General features: G+C 73.6%; 14 protein-coding genes. 5 read left to right on the plus strand and 9 right to left on the minus strand.

The window, feature by feature from the left end; all coding sequences use genetic code 11:
* Positions 1 to 5 precede the first annotated feature (5 nt).
* From ACFVGS_RS01115 to ACFVGS_RS01150, 8 genes are all read right to left on the minus strand, one after another.
* Positions 6 to 992: an ornithine cyclodeaminase family protein gene (locus ACFVGS_RS01115; protein WP_385689115.1), complete on the minus strand. Its 987-nt coding sequence runs from the start codon at positions 990 to 992 to the stop codon at positions 6 to 8.
* A complete protein-coding gene (locus ACFVGS_RS01120; RefSeq protein ID WP_385689118.1) occupies positions 989 to 2,041 on the minus strand; it encodes a proline racemase family protein in 1,053 nt (350 codons plus the stop codon). Before ACFVGS_RS01120 ends, ACFVGS_RS01115 begins: the two co-directional genes overlap by 4 nt.
* Positions 2,038 to 3,042: a proline racemase family protein gene (locus ACFVGS_RS01125; RefSeq protein ID WP_385689121.1), complete on the minus strand. Its 1,005-nt coding sequence runs from the start codon at positions 3,040 to 3,042 to the stop codon at positions 2,038 to 2,040. The genes ACFVGS_RS01120 and ACFVGS_RS01125 overlap by 4 nt, the downstream gene beginning before the upstream one ends.
* Positions 3,043 to 3,059: 17 nt before the next feature.
* Positions 3,060 to 3,980 carry a dihydrodipicolinate synthase family protein gene (locus ACFVGS_RS01130; protein ID WP_384409420.1) on the minus strand — a complete coding sequence of 307 codons (921 nt, stop codon included), beginning with the start codon at positions 3,978 to 3,980 and terminating at the stop codon, positions 3,060 to 3,062.
* A gap of 74 nt (positions 3,981 to 4,054) precedes the next feature.
* On the minus strand, positions 4,055 to 5,605 hold the full coding sequence (locus tag ACFVGS_RS01135) for an FAD-dependent oxidoreductase (RefSeq protein ID WP_385689123.1): 1,551 nt from the start codon (positions 5,603 to 5,605) through the stop codon (positions 4,055 to 4,057).
* Complete coding sequence (locus ACFVGS_RS01140) at positions 5,586 to 5,897, minus strand: (2Fe-2S)-binding protein (RefSeq protein ID WP_384409424.1); 312 nt, start codon at positions 5,895 to 5,897, stop codon at positions 5,586 to 5,588. Before ACFVGS_RS01140 ends, ACFVGS_RS01135 begins: the two co-directional genes overlap by 20 nt.
* 64 nt (positions 5,898 to 5,961) lie before the next feature.
* Positions 5,962 to 7,125, minus strand: coding sequence for an NAD(P)/FAD-dependent oxidoreductase (locus ACFVGS_RS01145; RefSeq protein ID WP_385689126.1), 1,164 nt, complete (start codon positions 7,123 to 7,125; stop codon positions 5,962 to 5,964).
* 93 nt (positions 7,126 to 7,218) lie between these two features.
* Positions 7,219 to 9,549 carry a collagenase gene (locus ACFVGS_RS01150; RefSeq protein ID WP_385689129.1) on the minus strand — a complete coding sequence of 777 codons (2,331 nt, stop codon included), beginning with the start codon at positions 9,547 to 9,549 and terminating at the stop codon, positions 7,219 to 7,221.
* Positions 9,550 to 9,745: 196 nt separating this feature from the next.
* Here ACFVGS_RS01150 and ACFVGS_RS01155 point away from each other — a divergent pair, with 196 nt between their 5' ends.
* From ACFVGS_RS01155 to ACFVGS_RS01165, 3 genes are all read left to right on the plus strand, one after another.
* Positions 9,746 to 10,336: an HD domain-containing protein gene (locus ACFVGS_RS01155; protein WP_385689132.1), complete on the plus strand. Its 591-nt coding sequence runs from the start codon at positions 9,746 to 9,748 to the stop codon at positions 10,334 to 10,336.
* Between the two features lie 42 nt (positions 10,337 to 10,378).
* On the plus strand, positions 10,379 to 10,972 hold the full coding sequence (locus ACFVGS_RS01160) for a TetR/AcrR family transcriptional regulator (RefSeq protein WP_384409432.1): 594 nt from the start codon (positions 10,379 to 10,381) through the stop codon (positions 10,970 to 10,972).
* Positions 10,973 to 11,117: 145 nt separating this feature from the next.
* Positions 11,118 to 13,190, plus strand: coding sequence for a discoidin domain-containing protein (locus ACFVGS_RS01165; RefSeq protein ID WP_385689135.1), 2,073 nt, complete (start codon positions 11,118 to 11,120; stop codon positions 13,188 to 13,190).
* A 93-nt stretch (positions 13,191 to 13,283) separates the two neighbouring features.
* Here ACFVGS_RS01165 and ACFVGS_RS01170 read toward each other — a convergent pair whose 3' ends face one another.
* On the minus strand, positions 13,284 to 14,612 hold the full coding sequence (locus ACFVGS_RS01170; RefSeq protein WP_385689138.1) for a YncE family protein: 1,329 nt from the start codon (positions 14,610 to 14,612) through the stop codon (positions 13,284 to 13,286).
* 320 nt (positions 14,613 to 14,932) lie between these two features.
* On the opposite strand from ACFVGS_RS01170, the gene ACFVGS_RS01175 reads away from it, so the two are divergent.
* Together ACFVGS_RS01175 and ACFVGS_RS01180 are read left to right on the plus strand one after the other, a co-directional pair.
* A complete protein-coding gene (locus ACFVGS_RS01175; RefSeq protein WP_384409438.1) occupies positions 14,933 to 16,093 on the plus strand; it encodes a sensor histidine kinase in 1,161 nt (386 codons plus the stop codon).
* Positions 16,081 to 16,932, plus strand: a complete 852-nt coding sequence (locus tag ACFVGS_RS01180; RefSeq protein ID WP_385689141.1) for a DNA-binding response regulator — start codon at positions 16,081 to 16,083, stop codon at positions 16,930 to 16,932. Before ACFVGS_RS01175 ends, ACFVGS_RS01180 begins: the two co-directional genes overlap by 13 nt.
* Positions 16,933 to 17,256 lie beyond the last annotated feature (324 nt).

Raw genomic sequence — 17,256 nt, forward strand, 5'->3', positions numbered from 1 at the left:
CAATGTCACGTTTCGCTGCCGGACGCCGCGCGGTACAGGGCGACGGCGACGGCAAGATCCTCCCAGGCCATGCCCACGCTCTTGAAGAGCCGCGGCGCCTCCGGATCGGGCGGGGCCGCCCGGCCGGTGACCAGTTCGGCCAGGTTTCCCGCGATGTGCCCGGGTCCGACGGCTCCCTCCGCCTCCGGGATCAGCAGGTCGCCGGCCTCGCGTGCCGCGGCGGCGCGCGACTCGACGTAGACGGCCGACCGCCGCACCAGGGTCGAGTCGGTCTCCCGGGCGTCCGGTTCGTGCGAGCCGACGGCGACCACCGTCGCCCCGGGCGCGACGAGCCGCCCGTCGAACAGGGGCGTACGGGCGGTGGTGCAGCACAGCACCAGGTCCGCGTCGGCCACGTCCTCGGCCGCGCCCGTACGGGCCTTCGGCACGCCCAGGTCACGGGCGTGCGCGGCCAGCCGGTCGGCGCGCTCCCGGTTCCGCGCGACGACCACCGCCTCCGCCACCTCCCGCACGGCGAGCACCGCCTCCAGGTGTCCGTACGCCTGCGGGCCCGAGCCGAACAGCACGATCCGGCACGGGCGGTCGGGGGCGGTGAGGTGACGGATCGCCAGGGCGGAGACCGCCGGGGTGCGCAGGGAGGTGAGCGCGGCTCCGTCGATCACGGCCATCGGCCGCAGCGTCGGGCCGTCCAGAAGCAGATAGGTGCCGGTGATGCGCGGCAGGCCCTGGGCCGGGTTGCCGGGCGCCACTCCGGCGATCTTCACCCCCGCCCAGGAAGCCGACGCGGCGGGCATCAGCAGCAGTTCGCCGGCCGGCACGGGCACGGTGGTGCGCGGCGGGCACTCCTCGGGGTCGAGTCCTTCCCGGAGGACGTCGGCCAGCGCGTCGACGGCCCCGGCCGGGGAGAGCAGCCGGGTGACGGCCGGGGCGTCGAGCGGAGCGTCCAGCGGGGTGCCGGGCGGGGCGCCGCGCCGGACCACGTCCGGGTTCACAGGGCGAACCCGGTGCCGAGGGCGTCGTCCGGGTCGAGCAGGAAGCGGTGCTCGCCCGTGCGGTGGGCCGTGCCGGTCACCTCGGTGACGAGGCCGCCCTCCGTCGTGGCCGCGGGGACCGTCCGCCCGGTGAACACCGTGCCGGCGACGGACTCGTGGGTGAGCACGTCGCCCGCGCCCAGGCGGCCCTCGTCGGCGAGGAGGGCCAGCCGGGCGGAGGTGCCCGAGCCGCAGGGCGAGCGGTCGATCTGGCCGTCGGCGAAGACGGTGACGTTGCGCTGGTGCGGGCCGCGCGGGGTGTCGGGCAGTTCCTCGTGGAGGATCACGCCGTACACCCCGGAGAGCAGCGGGTCCCCCGGGTGCCGGGTGGCGGGGTGGCCGGCGAGGGCGTCGCGGATCTCCCGGCCGGCCCGGGTGAGCGCGGGCAGCGCGGCGCGGTCGACGGTGAGGCCGAGGGCCTGGGCGGGCAGCGAGGCGTAACAGGCGCCGGCGTGCGCCAGGTCAACCTCGACCGTTCCGAGGCTCGTGGTCACCGGCACCTTGCGGGCCGACACCCGGGCCGGGACGTTGCGGAAGGTGACGCCGGTGGTGCGGCCCGCGGCGCGGTGCACGGTGGCGGTGACCCGCCCGGAGGGGACGTCGATGCGGACCTGCACGTCGTCCCGGCCGGCGGGGGCGGTGACCAGGCCGGTGTCGACGGCCCAGACGCCGAGGGCCATGGTGCCGTGGCCGCAGGCCGTCGAGTAGCCGTCCTTGTGCCAGAACAGCACGCCCAGGTGGGCGCCGTCGTCGTCCGGCGGTACGACGAATCCGCCGTACATGCCGGCGTGGCCGCGGGGTTCCCGCACGAGCAGTCGCCGCAGCTCGTCCAGTGCGCCGGGGCGCGGGGCGGTGCCGGGTCCTCCCGGGCCGAGGAGCGTGGCCCGGCGTTCCGCGACCGTGTCGCCGGGTAGCGGGGGCAGGCCCTCCGAGACGATCCGGAAGGGCTCGCCCGCCGTGTGGTAGTCGATGGTGCGGATCTCGGTGGGGCGGAGATCGGTCGGGCTCACAGGAGGAACCCTCCGGGGAACGGGTCCGTCGGGTCGAGGAAGTACTGCGCGGTGCCGGTGATCCAGGCCCGGCCGGTCACCGTCGGCACGACGGCGGGCCGGCCCCCGACCGTGGTCTCGGCGACGAGACGTCCGGTGAACTCCGTACCGATGAAGGACTCGTTGACGAAGTCCGTGTCGAGCGGCAGCAGTCCGCGGGCGTGCAGCTGGGCCATGCGGGCGCTGGTGCCCGTGCCGCACGGGGAGCGGTCGAACCAGCCGGGGTGGATGGCCATGGCGTGCCGCGAGCGGCGGGCGTCGGAGCCCGGGGCGGCGAGGTAGACGTGCTTCACTCCGCCCTGGGCGGGGTCCTCCGGGTGGACCGGCCGGTCGGGGCCCTTGTTGATGGCGTCCATGACGGCCAGGCCCGCGGCGATCAGGTCCTCCTTGCGGTCCCGGTCGAAGGGCAGCCCGAGGGAGTCCAGCTCCACGAAGGCGTAGAAGTTGCCGCCGTAGGCCAGGTCGTAGGTGACCGTGCCGTGGCCGGGCACCTCGGTCTTCAGGTCGAGACCGACGGAGAAGGCGGGCACGTTGGTGAGGGTGACGGCGGTGGCCGCGCCGTCCGCCACGCGTACGTCGACGCTGACGAGCCCGGCCGGCGTGTCGAGCCGGACGGTGGTGACGGGCTCGGTCACCGGCACCATGCCGGTCTCGACGAGGACGGTGGCGACACCGATGGTGCCGTGGCCGCACATCGGCAGCAGGCCCGACACCTCGATGAACAGGACGCCGTAGTCGGCGTCGGGGCGGGTGGGCGGCTGGAGGATCGCGCCGCTCATGGCGGCGTGTCCGCGCGGCTCGTACATGAGGAGGGTGCGCAGGTGGTCCAGGTGCTCGATGAAGTGCAGCCGCTTCTCGGCCATGGTGGCGCCGGGGATCACCCCGACGCCGCCGGTGATCACCCGGGTGGGCATGCCCTCGGTGTGCGAGTCGACGGCGTGGTAGACGTGACGGGTGCGCATGGGTTCGTCCTGACCTCTCAGTGGTGGCCGTCGGCCAGGGCCTTCTCGGTGGCGGCGCGCACGGCGGCGGCCGTGGTTCCGGTGAGCGGGAGGCGCGGCGGCCGGGTGGGGCCGCCGGGCCGGCCGGCGAGGTCCATGGAGGCCTTGATGGCCTGCACGAACTCCGTCTTGGAGTCCCAGCGGAGCAGCGGGTGCAGCGACTTGTAGAGGGGCAGCGCGGTGGCCAGGTCGCCCGCGACGGCGGCGTGGTAGAGCTCGGCGCAGGAGACCGGAAGCGCGTTGGGGTAGCCGGCGATCCAGCCGACCGCGCCCGCCAGGGCCAGTTCGAGCAGCACGTCGTCCGCGCCGATCAGCAGGTCGAGGTCCGGGGCCAGTTCGGCGATCTCGTAGGCGCGGCGGACGTCGCCGCTGAACTCCTTGACCGCCACGATGTCTCCGGCCGCGTGGAGCCGGGCGAGGAGGGCGGGCGTCAGGTCGACCTTGGTGTCGATCGGGTTGTTGTACGCGACGATCGGGAGGCCGGCCTTCGCGACCTCCGCGTAGTGGGCGAGGACCGCGGGCTCGTCCGCGCGGAACGCGTTGGGCGGCAGCAGCAGCACCGAGCCCGCGCCGGCCTCGGCGGCCTGCTCGGCCCAGCGCCGGGACTCCGCGCTGCCGTAGGCGGCGACGCCGGGCATGACCCGCGCGCCGTCACCGGCGGCCTCGACCGCCGTACGGACCACCTGGGCCCGCTCCTCGTCGGTGAGGGTCTGGTACTCCCCCAGGGATCCGTTGGGTACGACGCCGTCGCAGCCGTTCTCGATCAGCCAGCGGACGTGTTCCGCGTAGGCGTCGTGGTCGACCGAGAGGTCGTCGCGCAGCGGGAGGGCGGTGGCGACCATGATGCCGCGCCAGGGGCGGGTGGGGCTCCAGTGGGAGGCGGTCACGCTCTCGCTCATCGGCAAATCTCCTTAGTAGTGTGTGACATTTTATTGAGTGGTGTACGTCGGTCACAAGACCGTGGCGGAGGAAATCAGTTCAGGTCGTCGGGCAGCGAGGCCAGTTGGCGCAGCGGGACCGGGCAGGCGAGGGGGCGTCGGTCGGGCGCCGGGGGCATGGCAGCGCCCTCGGCCGTGACCGCGCCGCACAGTGCCGCGACGGCCGGGCCGCACATCCGGCCCTGACACCAGCCCATCCCCGCGCGGGTCAGCAGCTTCACCGTCCGGGCGTCACGCGCGCCCAGTTCCGTGACCGCCTCCCGGACCTCGCCCGCCGTGACCTCCTCGCAGCGGCACACGTCGGCGGCGTCGGCGAGCCAGTCGGTCCAGCCCGCGCCGGGACGGTGCGCCGAGGCCATCGCGTCGGCGAAGGCGCGGAGGCGGGCGCGGGCGCGGCGCAGGGCTGCGGGGGCTGCGGGCGCGGCGGCAACAGGCCGAACGACACGTGCGGCGTCTGCGGCGTCGGTGACGTGCACGGTGTCTGCGGCGTGCACGGTGTCTGTGGTGTAGGCGGCGTCTGTGGAGTAGGCGGTGTCCGTGGCGTGTGCGACCCGTGCGATCGAATGGGCGGCCAGAGCGCCCTCCACCAGGGCCAGTTGGGCGCCGCCGATGCCGCCGGTCTCGCCCGCCGACCAGACGCCCGGCACCGAGGTGCGCAGGTCGTCGGTGAGGGCGAGGGCGACCGTGCCGTCCGCCGCCGTCCGGGTCGCGCAGCCCAGCGCCGTCGCCAGGGACAGCTCGGGGACCAGGCCGTGACCGACCGCCACCGCGTCGCACGGGATGCGGCGGGCGGTGCCGGGGACCGGGCGCCAGTCGCGGTCCAGGCGGGCGATCGTGACGGCCTCCACCCGGTCCGTGCCGTGCGCCTCGACCACGGCGTGCCGGGTCAGCAGCCGGGTGTGGTGGCGGACGAGCGCGGAGCCGTAGCGGGCGCCCTCGACGAGTTTGGCCGGGTTGCGCAGGATGGTGGCCGCGTGGGCGGCGTAGCCGCCGTACCCGGACGCCTCGGCGACGGCCGGGACCCGCGCTCCGGCGGCCGACAGGGAGGCGGCGACGGCGAGCAGCAGCGGGCCGCTGCCGGCGACGACGATCCGCCGGCCGGGCAGCACCAGACCGCCCTTGAGCATGGCCTGCGCGCCGCCCGCGCCGATCACCCCGGGCAGTGTCCAGCCGGGGAAGGGGAGTTGGCGCTCGTACGAGCCGGTGGCGAGGAGGACCGCGCGGGCGGTGACGGGTGCGGGTGGCTCGGCGGCGCCGTCGGTGCGGGCGTGGACGGACCAGGGGCCGGCGCCGCCGGTCGGCGTGACCGTCCAGACGTGGTGGTTCGGCAGGTAGGCGACCCGGCCCTGCCGCCGGTGCGTCTCCAGGCGCCGCGTGAGTGCCGCGAAGGGCTGCCAGTCGTGGTGCAGGGCCTGCGGGCGCGCCGCGCCGAGGCCGGGCGCCGGGTGGCGGTAGTACTGGCCGCCGGGGCGGGCGCCCGCGTCGAGCAGGGTCACCGTGAGGCCGAGGTCCGCGGCCGTGACGGCGGCGGCGAGGCCGGCCGGGCCCGCCCCGACGACGGCGAGGTCAGCGGTCGAGTGCGGCACGGCCCGTTCCTTCCTGGGTGGTGACGGTGTCGCCGGGGCGGGCCTGCACCATGCACGCGCGCTGGTTCGGGAGGCCGTTGACGGTGACCAGGCAGTCGTAGCACTGGCCGATGCCGCAGAAGACTCCGCGCGGCGCGGCGCCGTTCCGGGTGGTGCGCCAGGCGAGGATGCCGGCCGACCACAGCACCGCGGCGACGGACTGGCCTTCCTGGGCCGGGAGTTCGCGGTCGTCGAAGGTCAGGGTGAAGGTGGTGCGCGGCGCGCCGCCCACGAGGTCGCGCGGGGTCGTCAAGGCGTGGCTCCTGGGTGGTCGGTGGGTGCGTCGGGGCCGTTGCGGCGGGCGTCGCTTCCGTCCGTCATCCGGCTTCTCCCTCGTGGTGGGCGAAGTCCCGGGACGGCGAGAAGGGACTCGGGTCCAGGGGCGGTTGCGAGCCGGTGAGGGCTGCCGCGACCAGCGCTCCGGTCGCCGGGGCCAGACCGATGCCCGCTCCCTCGTGGCCGCAGGCGTGGTGCAGCCCCGGGACCCTCGGGTCGGCGCCGATCGCCGGGAGGTGGTCCGGGAGGTACGGGCGGAAGCCGTGGTACGCGCGGATCACCTCGACGTCGGCGAGGAAGGGGAAGAGCGCGGCGGCCTGGGTCGCGAGGCGGCGCAGGGCCTCCAGGGAGAGCGAGCGGTCGAAGCCGACGCGCTCGCGGGTGGCGCCGATGAGGACCGGGCCGGACGGTGTGCCCTCGACCACCGCGGAGGACTGAAGCGACGCGGAGCCGCTGGCGACGTCCGCGACGTAGTCCGCCGCGTACACCTTGTGGCGGACCATGCGGGGCAGCGGTTCGGTGACCAGGACGAAGCCGCGGCGCGGCAGCACGGGGAGGTGCGTGCCCGCGAGGCGGGCCACTTCGCCGCCCCAGGTTCCGGCGGCGTTCACCACGGCCGGGGTGAGGAGTTCGCGGCGGGTCGTGCGGACGCCCGCGACGCCGCCGGCCGGTGTGCGCAGGATCTCCGTGACCTCTTCTCCCAGGTGGACGGACACCCCGGCCGCCTCCAGGAGCCGGGCGGCGGCCTTGGCCGGCTGGACCTGGGCGTCCTGCGGGTAGCGGAAGCCGCCCGCCTGGTCCGGTGACAGGTGGGGTTCGAGTGTGGTCAGGTCCTCGGCGGCGATCTCGTCGGCGCGGACGCCCGCGGTCCGTTGCGACTCGGCGAACACGCGGAGGGCCTTCAGGGTGGGCTCGTCGTGCGCCACGACGAGCCCGCCCTTCGGCTCGTACTCGATGTCCGCCGGGAGTGCGTCGGACAGCTCGCGCCAGAGTCTCGTGGACAGCAGCGCGAGGTCGAGCTCGGGGCCCGCCCCCTTGTCGGAGACGAGCAGATTGCCTTCCCCGGCACCTGTGGTGCCGCCCGCGACGGGACCGCGGTCGACGACGGCGACGGTGAGGCCGGAGCGGGCCGCGTAGTACGCGCAGGCGGCTCCGACGACGCCGGCACCGATGATCACGGCGTCCAGGGAGTGTCTCTTGGGCACGACAGTAATATGTCACATTCTTCAGGCGGTGCCCAGGGGTTCCGGCCCCCGGGCACCGGGTTGACGGTGGATCAGGTGGTGATCAGGTGGTGATCAGGTGCGGAGCGGGCCCTCGCAGCGGTAGCTCGACGTGCCCGCCGTCCTCGTGGACCAGATCTCCACGGGGCCGAAGGAGCAGTTCATGTCGTTGAGGTTGTTCAGGCGGGCTTCCGCGGCGCGGTCGAGGATGAAGTAGTCGACCGTCTCGGACATGTCCTTGAAGACCTGGTCCTCGCTGTTCGCGTTGCTCAGGTTGGCGGTGATCCGGCCGGTGCAGACGAAGCGCCGCTTGCCCGGGTCGCCGTTCTCGACGCAGTCCGGGTTGCTGTAGGTGGCGCCGGCGAAGGCGGTCCTGACGCCCGCCACGGTGGAGTACGTGAGCTGCTCGTTGGGCGTGAACGTGGTGTTCGGCACGAACAGCTCGTTGACCTTGGCGATCTGGGCGTCGAGGAAGCGGTCGTAGGCCGCCTGGAGGCCGGCGTCGGCGCTGAGGCGTTCGCGCCAGGCGTCGTAGCCCGCGACGTCGTCGGCGCGCAGCCGCGCGTACATCTCGCGGAGCTGGGACGGCCGCTCGGTCCACAGGAACTCGAAGAAGGTGCCCGCGTAGTTGTAGAAGCGGAAGCCGTCGCCGTCGTAGGTGGCGTGCAGGATCTGGCGCACGCTCATGCGGGGGCCGCCGTTGGCCGTGTCGTTGATGATGCCGCGGACCAGGGACTTGCGGACGGCGATGCCGTTGTCGCGGGTGGCTCCGTCGAAGAACTCGGCGGTTCCCTCGTCCATGGCCGTGGTCCGGTCGCCCTCGTACCAGGGGCCTTCACCGAAGAAGCCGGGGACCGCGAAGCGGCCGTTGAGGTAGTGCGTGTACTCGTGGCGGAAGAGCTCTTCGAGGGTGAGCGTGGAGTCCTGCGGGACGCGGCGCTGGTAGGTGTAGAAGGTGGCGCCGTTCTCGATGTAGATGCCGCCGTTGTTGGTGGAGTACCCGGTGAGGATCGGGTGGTAGTTCTCGTAGTCTGCGCGTGAGGCGTAGAGGACGATGTTCAGGGTGGTGTTGGGGTCGCCGGCGAGCGGCTGCTCGGTGCCGAGCACGCGGTGGTACTGGGCCTTGACCTGCTTGCTGGCGTAGTACAGCTGGTCGACGGTGGCGCGGTCGAGGGCGGTGCGGACCTTGATGGCCCCGTTGTCGTAGGTGTACGTGTACGGGAAGATGCGCTTCTCGATGTCGGCCTTGCAGACGTTGTAGGGCGCGCAGGCCTCGTAGAAGTTGAGCCAGTTGACCAGGCTCGCCCACGGCGCGCTGCCGGCGCCGAAACGGGACTCGACGGGGGCGAGGAGGCCGCCGAGGTCGGCGGTGACCGCGTCCTTGAGGCCGGATATCTGGCCGAAGCGGCCGAACTCGGAGAGCCCGTCGCGAACCACCCAGGCGTTGGCCGTGCCCTTCAGGTGGGTGTGTCCCGCGAAGGCCTTGAAGGCGGCCCGGTAGGCGGGGTCGGCCTTTGCGGCGGCGTGGAACGCGGTGTCCTGGTTGCCGGGGTAGACGCCGAGGTAGTTGACGGACAGCGCGGCGAGGGCGGCGCCGCCCCAGGTGGGGTCCTGGTGGGTCGCGGTGTGCGCGCCGTCCATGGTGGCGAGGACCTTGACGATGAGGCCGAGCTGGTGCTGGCGCAGGCCGGGTGCGCTGCCGATGTAGAGGGCCTCGCGCAGGGTGCGGGCGTTGGAGGCGGTGGCGTCGAAGGTGCGGGCGGCGTTGCCGAAGTCGGCGATCGCGCGGCGGACCGCGTCGACGGTGGGGGCGTCGGTGATGTCGATCTCGGTGCGCGAGAAGTCGTGGTAGGCCACCGCGTGGAGGTAGGTGAACATCTCCTCCAGGTGGGTGGAGTTCCGGCCGTCGTGGGCGGCGGCCAGGGTGGAGATCCGGCGGGCGACGGCCTGCACGTGGGCGTCGGACATCACCGGGGCGAGACGGGCGTCCCAGGTCCAGATGAGGTTGCGCAGACAGCCGTCGGCGGTCACGGCGGGGTCGGCGAGGAAGTCGGCGAACTGCTCGGGTGACAGGCCCGTGACGCCGTCGAGGGTGCAGGGGACGCCGGCGGCGAGGGCCGGAGCGGGGGTGCGGGCCGCCCTGGCCTTCGGCGTTGCGGGGCCGGGGACGCGGGCCTGGATGCCGCCGGGGGCGGGGGCCGGAGCGGGCTTCGCGACGCGGGCGTCGGCGAGGTGCTCGACCTCGTCGAAGGTGTTGGGCGCGGGCGCGGGGAAGGCCGCGGGGGCCTGCGCGCGGGCCGGGGCGGGTCGCTCGGCGGCCTGGACGGACTGTCCGGCGGAGGCGACGAGGGTCACCGCGACGGCGGTGGCGAGGAGGGAGCTGCGCACGACTCTGTGCTGGGACAACCTGGGCTCCTGGAAGTGGGGGATGGGTGCGCGCGGCGAACTCCCCCGGCTCGCAGGGGAGTTGACGGTCGTCGAGCTCACCGCGCGAGCTGTAACATAGTAATGTGAAATTGCACTGACAAGGTCTGCGTACCCGTCAGTTCGGAAAGCCCTCCCGGAACGGACCCTTCCGCCGGACAGGCCCTAGCCTGACCCGATGCCCGCCGCCGCGATCCTCTCCCTCGCCCTGGACGACCTCGACGCCCCGCCGCTCCGCCCGCTGCCCGGCCCCGTCGCCGAACTCCTCGCCCGACTGGCCGCGCCGCCGCGCCTGGTGGCGCATCTGCGGGCCGTGCACGACGTCGCCGTACGCCTCGTCGACGAACTCACGCAGCGGTTTCCCGATCTGGAGGTGGACCGGCAGGCGGTGCTCTTCGGCGCCGCCACGCACGACATCGGCAAGGTCCGGCACCGCGCCGAACTGTCCGGGCCTGGCTCCGCCCACGAACCCGCCGGCCGGGACCTCCTGCTCGCCGAGGGCGTGGCGCCCGGGCTCGCCCGCTTCGCCGCGACCCACGCGGCGTGGGGCGGGCCGGAGATCCGGATCGAGGACCTGCTGGTGAGTCTCGCCGACAAGGTGTGGAAGAACCGGCGCGTACGCGAGCTCGAGGACCCGGTCGTGGCCCGGCTCGCGACCGGTGGAAGGGAGCAGTGGGAGGTGTTCCTGGAGGTCGACGACGTGCTCGGGGAGATCGGGGCCGGGGCGGACGCGCGGCTCGCGTTTCAGGGGGCGTACCCGGTGGTGTGAGCGTGCGGGCGGTTACCCTGGCGCCCGACGCGAGGAGGCAGCATGGCACGGATGCCGTCGGCGGAGCGGCGCCGGCAGTTGGTCGAGGCGGCGGTCCGGGTCATGGCCAGGGACGGGGTCGCGCGGGCGACGACCCGGGCGATCTGCGCCGAGGCGGAGGTCTCGCTCAGCGTCTTCCACTACTGCTTCGACTCCAAGCAGGAGCTCCTGGAGGCGGCGATCGGCTCCATCACCGGGACCTACGTGGCCCGCGTGATGTCGGCGGTCGAGCCGCGCGCGACGCTGCGCGAGACGGTGCGGGACGCGCTCGGGACGTACTGGGACCATGTGACGGAGCACCCGGCCGAGCACATGCTCACCTACGAGCTGACCCAGTACGCGCTGCGCGAGGAGGGCTTCGAACGGCTCGCACGGGCCCAGTACGAGCAGTACGTGGCGTCCGCCGTGGTCCTCGTCGAGCAGGTGTGCGCGGTGCGCGGCATCACGCCCAAGGTGCCGGTGGACCTGGTCGCGCGGGTGCTCGCGGCGACGATCGACGGGCTCACCCTCCAGTACCTCGTGCTCGGGGACGACCGCGCCGCCGAGGCGCTGCTCGACGCGACGGCCGACCACCTGGTGGCGCTCGTCGAGGGCTGAGCGATCGTCAACAGGTCATCTGACCCGGACCCTTGACTCACTCCACGATCCTCGCGATCCTCGGCCCGGAGCCGCTGTTACCGCAAGAAACACCCCTGGACGGCTCGTAGCCCGGTATCCCCCATGACCGAAGGCATCGCTGACCATGAATCGACCATCAACACGCGGGGCGGGCGGCCGGTTCGCGCTCGTGTCCCTCTTCATCGCCCTGGCCACCGTCGTCTTCGGCGCCGGTCCGGTCCCCGCCGCCGACACGGGCGGCTCCTGGTGGGAGCCGGCCGCCCGTCCGGCCCCCGACTCCCAGATCAACGTCACGGGCGCGCCGTTCACGGGAACGGACGCCTCCGGCAAGGTGCGCGGCTTCGTCGACGCCCACAACCACCTCATGTCCAACGAGGGCTTCGGCGGCCGCATGATCTGCGGCCAGACCTTCTCCGCCGCGGGGATCGCCGACGCGCTCAAGGACTGTCCCGAGCACTACCCCGACGGTTCGGGCGCGCTCTTCGAGCATCTCACCGGCGGTGACAACGGCAAGCACGACCCCGTCGGCTGGCCCACCTTCAAGCACTGGCCGGCCCACGACTCGCTGAGCCACCAGCAGAACTACTACGCGTGGGTCGAGCGGGCCTGGCGCGGCGGCCAGCGGGTCCTGGTCAACGACCTGGTCACCAACGGCCTCATCTGCTCGCTCCTGCCGCGGGACCGCGGCTGCGACGAGATGGACGCCATCCGTCTCGAGGCGCGCAGGACCTACGAGCTCCAGGACTACGTGGACCGGATGTACGGCGGCCCGGGCAAGGGCTGGTTCCGCGTCGTCACGGACTCGGCGCAGGCCCGCTCGGTGATCGAGCAGGGCAAGCTCGCGGTCGTCCTCGGCGTGGAGACCTCGGAGCCGTTCGGCTGCAAGATGATCCTCGACGTCGCCCAGTGCGACCAGGCGGACATCGACAAGGGGCTCGACGAGCTGTACGGCCTCGGTGTGCGCAGCATGTTCCTGTGCCACAAGTTCGACAACGCGCTGTGCGGCGTCCGCTTCGACAGCGGCACCACCGGTGTCGCGGTCAACATCGGCCAGTTCCTGTCCACCGGAACGTTCTGGGCGACGGAGAAGTGCGCGGGCCCGCAGACCGACAACCCGATCGGCCTGGCCGCCGCCCCGGCCGCGATGGCCGAGAAGCTGCCGGCCGGCGTGACCGTCCCCTCGTACGCCTCCGACGCCCGGTGCAACAGGCGCGGACTCACCCGGCTCGGCGAGTACGCCGTGAAGGGCATGATGCAGCGCGGGATGATGCTGGAGCTGGACCACATGAGCGTCAAGGCGGCGGGCCGGGCGCTCGACATCCTGGAGTCCGAGGAGTACCCGGGCGTCCTGTCCACCCACAGCTGGATGGACCTGGACTGGACCGAGCGGCTCTACCGCCTCGGCGGCTTCGTCGCCCCGTACATGCACGGCGCCGAGGGCTTCGTCGGCGAGGCCGCGCAGAAGGCGGACCTGCGGAAGAAGTACGGCGTCGGCCTCGGCTACGGCACCGACATGAACGGCGTCGGCGGCTGGCCGGGGCCGGTCGGCGAGACCGCCCCGAACGCGGTGAAGTACCCGTTCAAGAGCTTCGACGGCGGCTCGGTGCTCGACCGGCAGGTGACGGGCGAACGCACCTGGGACCTCAACAAGGACGGTGCCGCGCACAACGGTCTGGTCCCGGACTGGATCGAGCAGATCCGCCTCACGCCGGGCGGTCCGGCCGTCGTGGAGGAGCTTTCGCGCGGCGCCGAGTCGTATCTGACGACCTGGAAGGCCACCGAGCGGCACGAGCTCGGCGTGAACCTCGCGTCCGGGGCGCCGACCGCCGCGAGCACCACCCAGTGGTGGAACCCGTTCGTGGACTACTCGCCGGGACTCGCCACCGACGGGAACACCGGCACCCGCTGGGCCAGTGAGTGGTCCGACGACCAGTGGTGGCAGGTGGACCTCGGTTCGTCCCGCCGGGTCGGCCGGGTCACCCTCGACTGGGAGGCGGCCTACGCGCGGGCGTACCGGATCGAGCTGTCGGACGACGGCAGCACCTGGCGTTCGGTGTGGTCCACGGACTCCGGTGACGGCGGCTACGACACGGCGGAGTTCGCCTCGCAGCCGGCCCGGTACGTGCGGGTCCACGGCGAGCGGCGGGCGACCGGCTGGGGCTATTCGCTCTACGAGGTGAAGGTCACCAGGTCCTGATCCGCGGAAGCCTCGCAGGGCCGACGTGCCGAAGGGGCCTGCCGGGAGTGTCCGGCAGGCCCCTTTCCGCCGTGACGGCGCGTCGGCTCGGTGTCAGCCGGTGGTGGGGCCGGTCCAGTCGGCGGGCACGTGGGCGAGCCGTACGCGCTGCGGGTGGTCGCCGACCTCTACGGAGGCGACCCGCTCGCCGGTGGCGAAGTCGATCGCGCTCACCCGGTCGGCGCCGCTCTCGGAGACGACGCAGGAGCGGCCGTCGCCGCTGACGGTGGCCCAGTACGGCTTGGCCGTCTCGACCAGCGGGCCAGGGGCGAGGGTCGCGCGGTCGACGACGGTCGCGTAGTCGTCCATCGTGCCGGCGACGCACAGCCTGGTGCCGTCGGGGCTCATCGAGAGGCCGTGGTGGCGGGAGTCGTTGACCCAGGTGGTGCGGTCGGGGTCGGTCGCCGGGTTGCCGGGCAGTGCCTTCAGGCGCGTGATCCGGTCGGTGGCCACGTCGTACTCGAGGAAGCCGTTGAAGAAGGAGACCTGGAAGTAGATCTTCTTCTCGTCGGGCGTGAAGACGAGGGGGCGCACGGCGTCGGAGAGGTCGCCGCGGCCGAAGGCGTCGAGCCGTTCGCGCATGTCGATGACGCGTACCGTCCTGAAGGTGGTCGCGTCGACGACGGTGATCTTCCGGTCGCCCTTGGTCCAGTCGAGCCAGGGGGCGTCGAGAGCGGTGGTGACCTCGCCGATGGACATGTTCCAGAGCAGTCCGTCGGAGGTGAAGACGTTCTCGTGCGGCTTGTCGCCGGTCTTGAAGGAGCCGAGCTGGCGGCCGGTGACGACGTCGAGCACGTGCACCGTGTTGGCGGTGGACGCCGAGACGGCGACGCGGGTGCCGTCGGGCGAGACGGCCATGTGGTCGGAGCGGTAACCGGCCACGGGAAAGCGCCAGTTGATCCGGCCGGTGCGCACGTCGACGGAGACCACGTCGGCGAAGCTGGGCCGGGAGACGACCATCGCGGAGCCGTCGGGCGTGGCGTACATGTCGTCGACGAACTGGTCGTGGCCCTCGCCCGGCCCGTTGCGCACCCCCAGGAAGAAGGCCAGCCTGACCGGGTCGAGGTAGATCTCCCGCATCCGCTCCTCGCGGTCGGGGATGACGTTGACGCGCCCGACGCGGCGGAACTCCCCGCGGGCCTCGATCACGTCGGCGGTGCCGTCCCAGTTGTTGCCGACGAACATCACCTCGCGCAGTCCGGCGGCGGTAGGCCCCGCGTCGGCGGTGGCCGGGGCCGCGGCGGCCGGCGCGGCGGTGACGCCGGAGCCGGCGACGGCGGCGAGCAGCGCGAGCGCGGCGGCGAGGGAGCCGCCGATCCGCCGGCGCCGGCCGCGCGGGGACACCGGGAGGGGTTCGGGACGGGGCGTACGGGGAGAGGGCATGGGGGTTCCTTCTTCCGGCTCCGGACAGGGCTTACCGGCGGTAAGCGAGCAGGCTCCCCCGAGGGAAGCATGACCGTACCGCCCTCAACAAGCCCTCGGCACAGGGCTGTTACCCCTGAGTACGACATCCGGGCACAGCAGCCGCACACCGTCTTCACATCGTCCGCAAATCGGCTGGTAGCGGCCCTGCCGGCCGGTGCGCACTCGGGCAGAATGCGGGACGACGGGGACGGTCGGGGCATGGTGGTACGGGAGGCACGGTCTTGCCGGTGGGGTCCTTATCCGCGGCGTGGGCGCGATCCGTGGCGTGGTCGCGGTCCATGGGGTGGTGGCATGCACGGCGGCAGTCGCAGGGCGTGGGATCCGCGCTCCAGCGCGCCCGGTCCTTCATGATCCTCACCACCCTCCTGTACCGCGCGAGCCATCTCACCGTCGGCGTCCTCGCGGTCGCCCAGCGCCGCTCCGGCCAGCCGTTGCCGTACCTGGGAATGGCCGCCGCGCTCGGCCTGAGCCTGCTCGTGTACGGAACCGCCCTGCGGCGCGGCTGGTTCGACGCCCGGCACGTACGGGCCGACGTCCTCGTCACCGGCTGCCTGCTGCCCTTCGCCCTGTACGCGTGGGGCGGGCTGCGGGAGACACCGGCGATCGGCTGGGCCATGCTGCTCGGCGGTTCGGCGAGCGCCGCCGCGGCCATCGCCCTCCCCCGGCTCCAGGCCCTCGTCGCCGTCGCGCTGCTCGTCGCCACCCATCTCGTCGGCTACCACCTGGTGGGCGCGAGCCGGGCCGTGCTCGGCGGACACCTCAACTCCCTTCTGTCCTCCGCCGTGATGGCCTGGGTCATGTGGTGGTACCTGCGCCGCCAGGGCCGGCTGCTCGACGAGGCGAACGCCCGCGCGCTCGCCGCCGAGACCCAGAAGGCCCGTTACGCCGAACGGCTCGACCACCACCGGGCGCTGCACGACACCGTGCTCGCCACCCTGACCACGCTCGCGGCCGGCGGAATCGACGCCAACGCGCCCGAGGTACGGGAGCGTTGCGCCCGCGAGGCCGCGTACCTGCGCCGGCTCGTCCAGCAGACCGCCGAGGAGGTCCACCACCCCGCGATGGGCGCCGCCCTGGAGGAGGCCGTCAGCTCCGTGGAGAGCCTCCGGCTGCGGGTCACCGCCCAGTACCACGACCTGCCCGAGGTGCCGCCCGCGGTCGCCGCCGCGTTCGCCGACGCCGCCCGCGAGGCCCTCAACAACGTGCGCCGTCACGCGGGCACCGGCCACGCCTATCTCACCGCGGCCGGCGAGGCCGACGGCGCGGGCGCCGTGGTGACGGTCGTCGACCGGGGACAGGGCTTCGACCCCGAGCACCACGTGCCCGGCTTCGGGCTGCGCGGATCCGTGCACGCCCGGATGGCCGAGGTGGGCGGCCGGGCCGTCGTCGACACCGCGCCCGGCGAAGGCGTACGGGTGGAGCTGCGATGGCCGGCGTGATCACCGTCGCCGTGGTCGACGACGACCGGATGCTGCTCGACGGCATGCGGTCCTGGCTGGGCCGCGTACCGGAGCTGCGGCTGGTCGCCACCGCGGCAACGGTCGGGGAACTGCTGGCCACCATGACTCCGGCCGGCGCTCCGGCGCCGCCGGCTGGCCTGGCGCCGCCGGACCCCGGGGCACGAGACACCGCGGCGCCGGGCCTCGCGCCGCCCGACCTCGTGGCGCCCGACCTCGTGGCACGAGACGTCGCACCACCGGGCCTCGCGCCGCCCGGCCTCGCGCCGCCCGGGCCGGCGCCGCTGGACACGGCACCACCGGACACCGCTCCGCCGGGCCTCGCGCCGCCGGACATCGTGCTGCTCGACCTGATACTGCGCGACGACTCGGCCCCGGCCGACAACATCCGGCGGCTGCTCGCCGCCGGCAGCCGGGTCCTGATGATCAGCACCGTCCCCGACCGCACCCGGGTCATCGAGTCCCTGCGGGCCGGCGCCGACGGCTATCTGACCAAGGACAACGACCTGCCGACCCTCGTCGCCGCCATCAAGGACGTGGTGGCCGGACACGGTGCCCACTCCCCCGAACTCGCCTTCGCCTGCGCCCATGACGACAGCCCCTCCCGGCCGAGGCTCTCGCCGCGCGAACGGGAGATCCTGCTCGACTACGCGTCCGGCCTGACCCTCAAGTCCGCCGCCCGGCGCGCCGGGATCACCGTGCACACGGCGAAGGACTACCTCGACCGGGTCAAGGCCAAGTACCAGCAGGCCGGCCGCCCCGCGTACACGAAGATCGACCTGGCCCGCCGGGTCCGCGAGGACAGTCTCGACGCCGGGTGACCCCTCCCCGCAAGCCCCCCAAACGGACGGCTGCAAGCGGAACCCGGCCGCTTCCTATCGTCGTCCCCGGCGCGCCGCCGAGCGGGCCGGAGCGGGAGGCGGATGACGGATCCGCACGCCCGCACCGGCCCGGCCCGTCGGGAACCCGTGGGCCGGGGTGAGGAGATGAGCCGCCTCGCCGTGGTCCTCGGGGCAGCCCGCTCGGGGCGCGACGGGCGGTCTTCGTCGGCGGCGGGACCCGGCGGTGGGGGGCCCGCGGAGGGCCCCGGGGGGTATGCCGGGGGGCGGGGGGGGGGGGTGGGGGGGGGGGGGGGGGGGGGGGGG

Source organism: Streptomyces sp. NPDC127114 (genome assembly GCF_042677525.1).
GTDB lineage: Bacteria > Actinomycetota > Actinomycetes > Streptomycetales > Streptomycetaceae > Streptomyces.

What these genes read in the sequence shown, in the direction of transcription:
- ACFVGS_RS01155 (WP_385689132.1), top strand. Translation starts at nt 9,746, where the DNA reads ATGCCCGCCGCCGCGATCCTCTCCCTCGCCCTGGACGACCTCGACGCC.
- ACFVGS_RS01165 (WP_385689135.1), top strand. Translation starts at nt 11,118, where the DNA reads ATGAATCGACCATCAACACGCGGGGCGGGCGGCCGGTTCGCGCTCGTG.
- ACFVGS_RS01170 (WP_385689138.1), bottom strand. Translation starts at nt 14,612, where the DNA reads ATGCCCTCTCCCCGTACGCCCCGTCCCGAACCCCTCCCGGTGTCCCCG.
- ACFVGS_RS01130 (WP_384409420.1), bottom strand. Translation starts at nt 3,980, where the DNA reads ATGAGCGAGAGCGTGACCGCCTCCCACTGGAGCCCCACCCGCCCCTGG.
- ACFVGS_RS01180 (WP_385689141.1), top strand. Translation starts at nt 16,081, where the DNA reads ATGGCCGGCGTGATCACCGTCGCCGTGGTCGACGACGACCGGATGCTG.
- ACFVGS_RS01160 (WP_384409432.1), top strand. Translation starts at nt 10,379, where the DNA reads ATGGCACGGATGCCGTCGGCGGAGCGGCGCCGGCAGTTGGTCGAGGCG.
- ACFVGS_RS01175 (WP_384409438.1), top strand. Translation starts at nt 14,933, where the DNA reads ATGGGGTGGTGGCATGCACGGCGGCAGTCGCAGGGCGTGGGATCCGCG.
- ACFVGS_RS01125 (WP_385689121.1), bottom strand. Translation starts at nt 3,042, where the DNA reads ATGCGCACCCGTCACGTCTACCACGCCGTCGACTCGCACACCGAGGGC.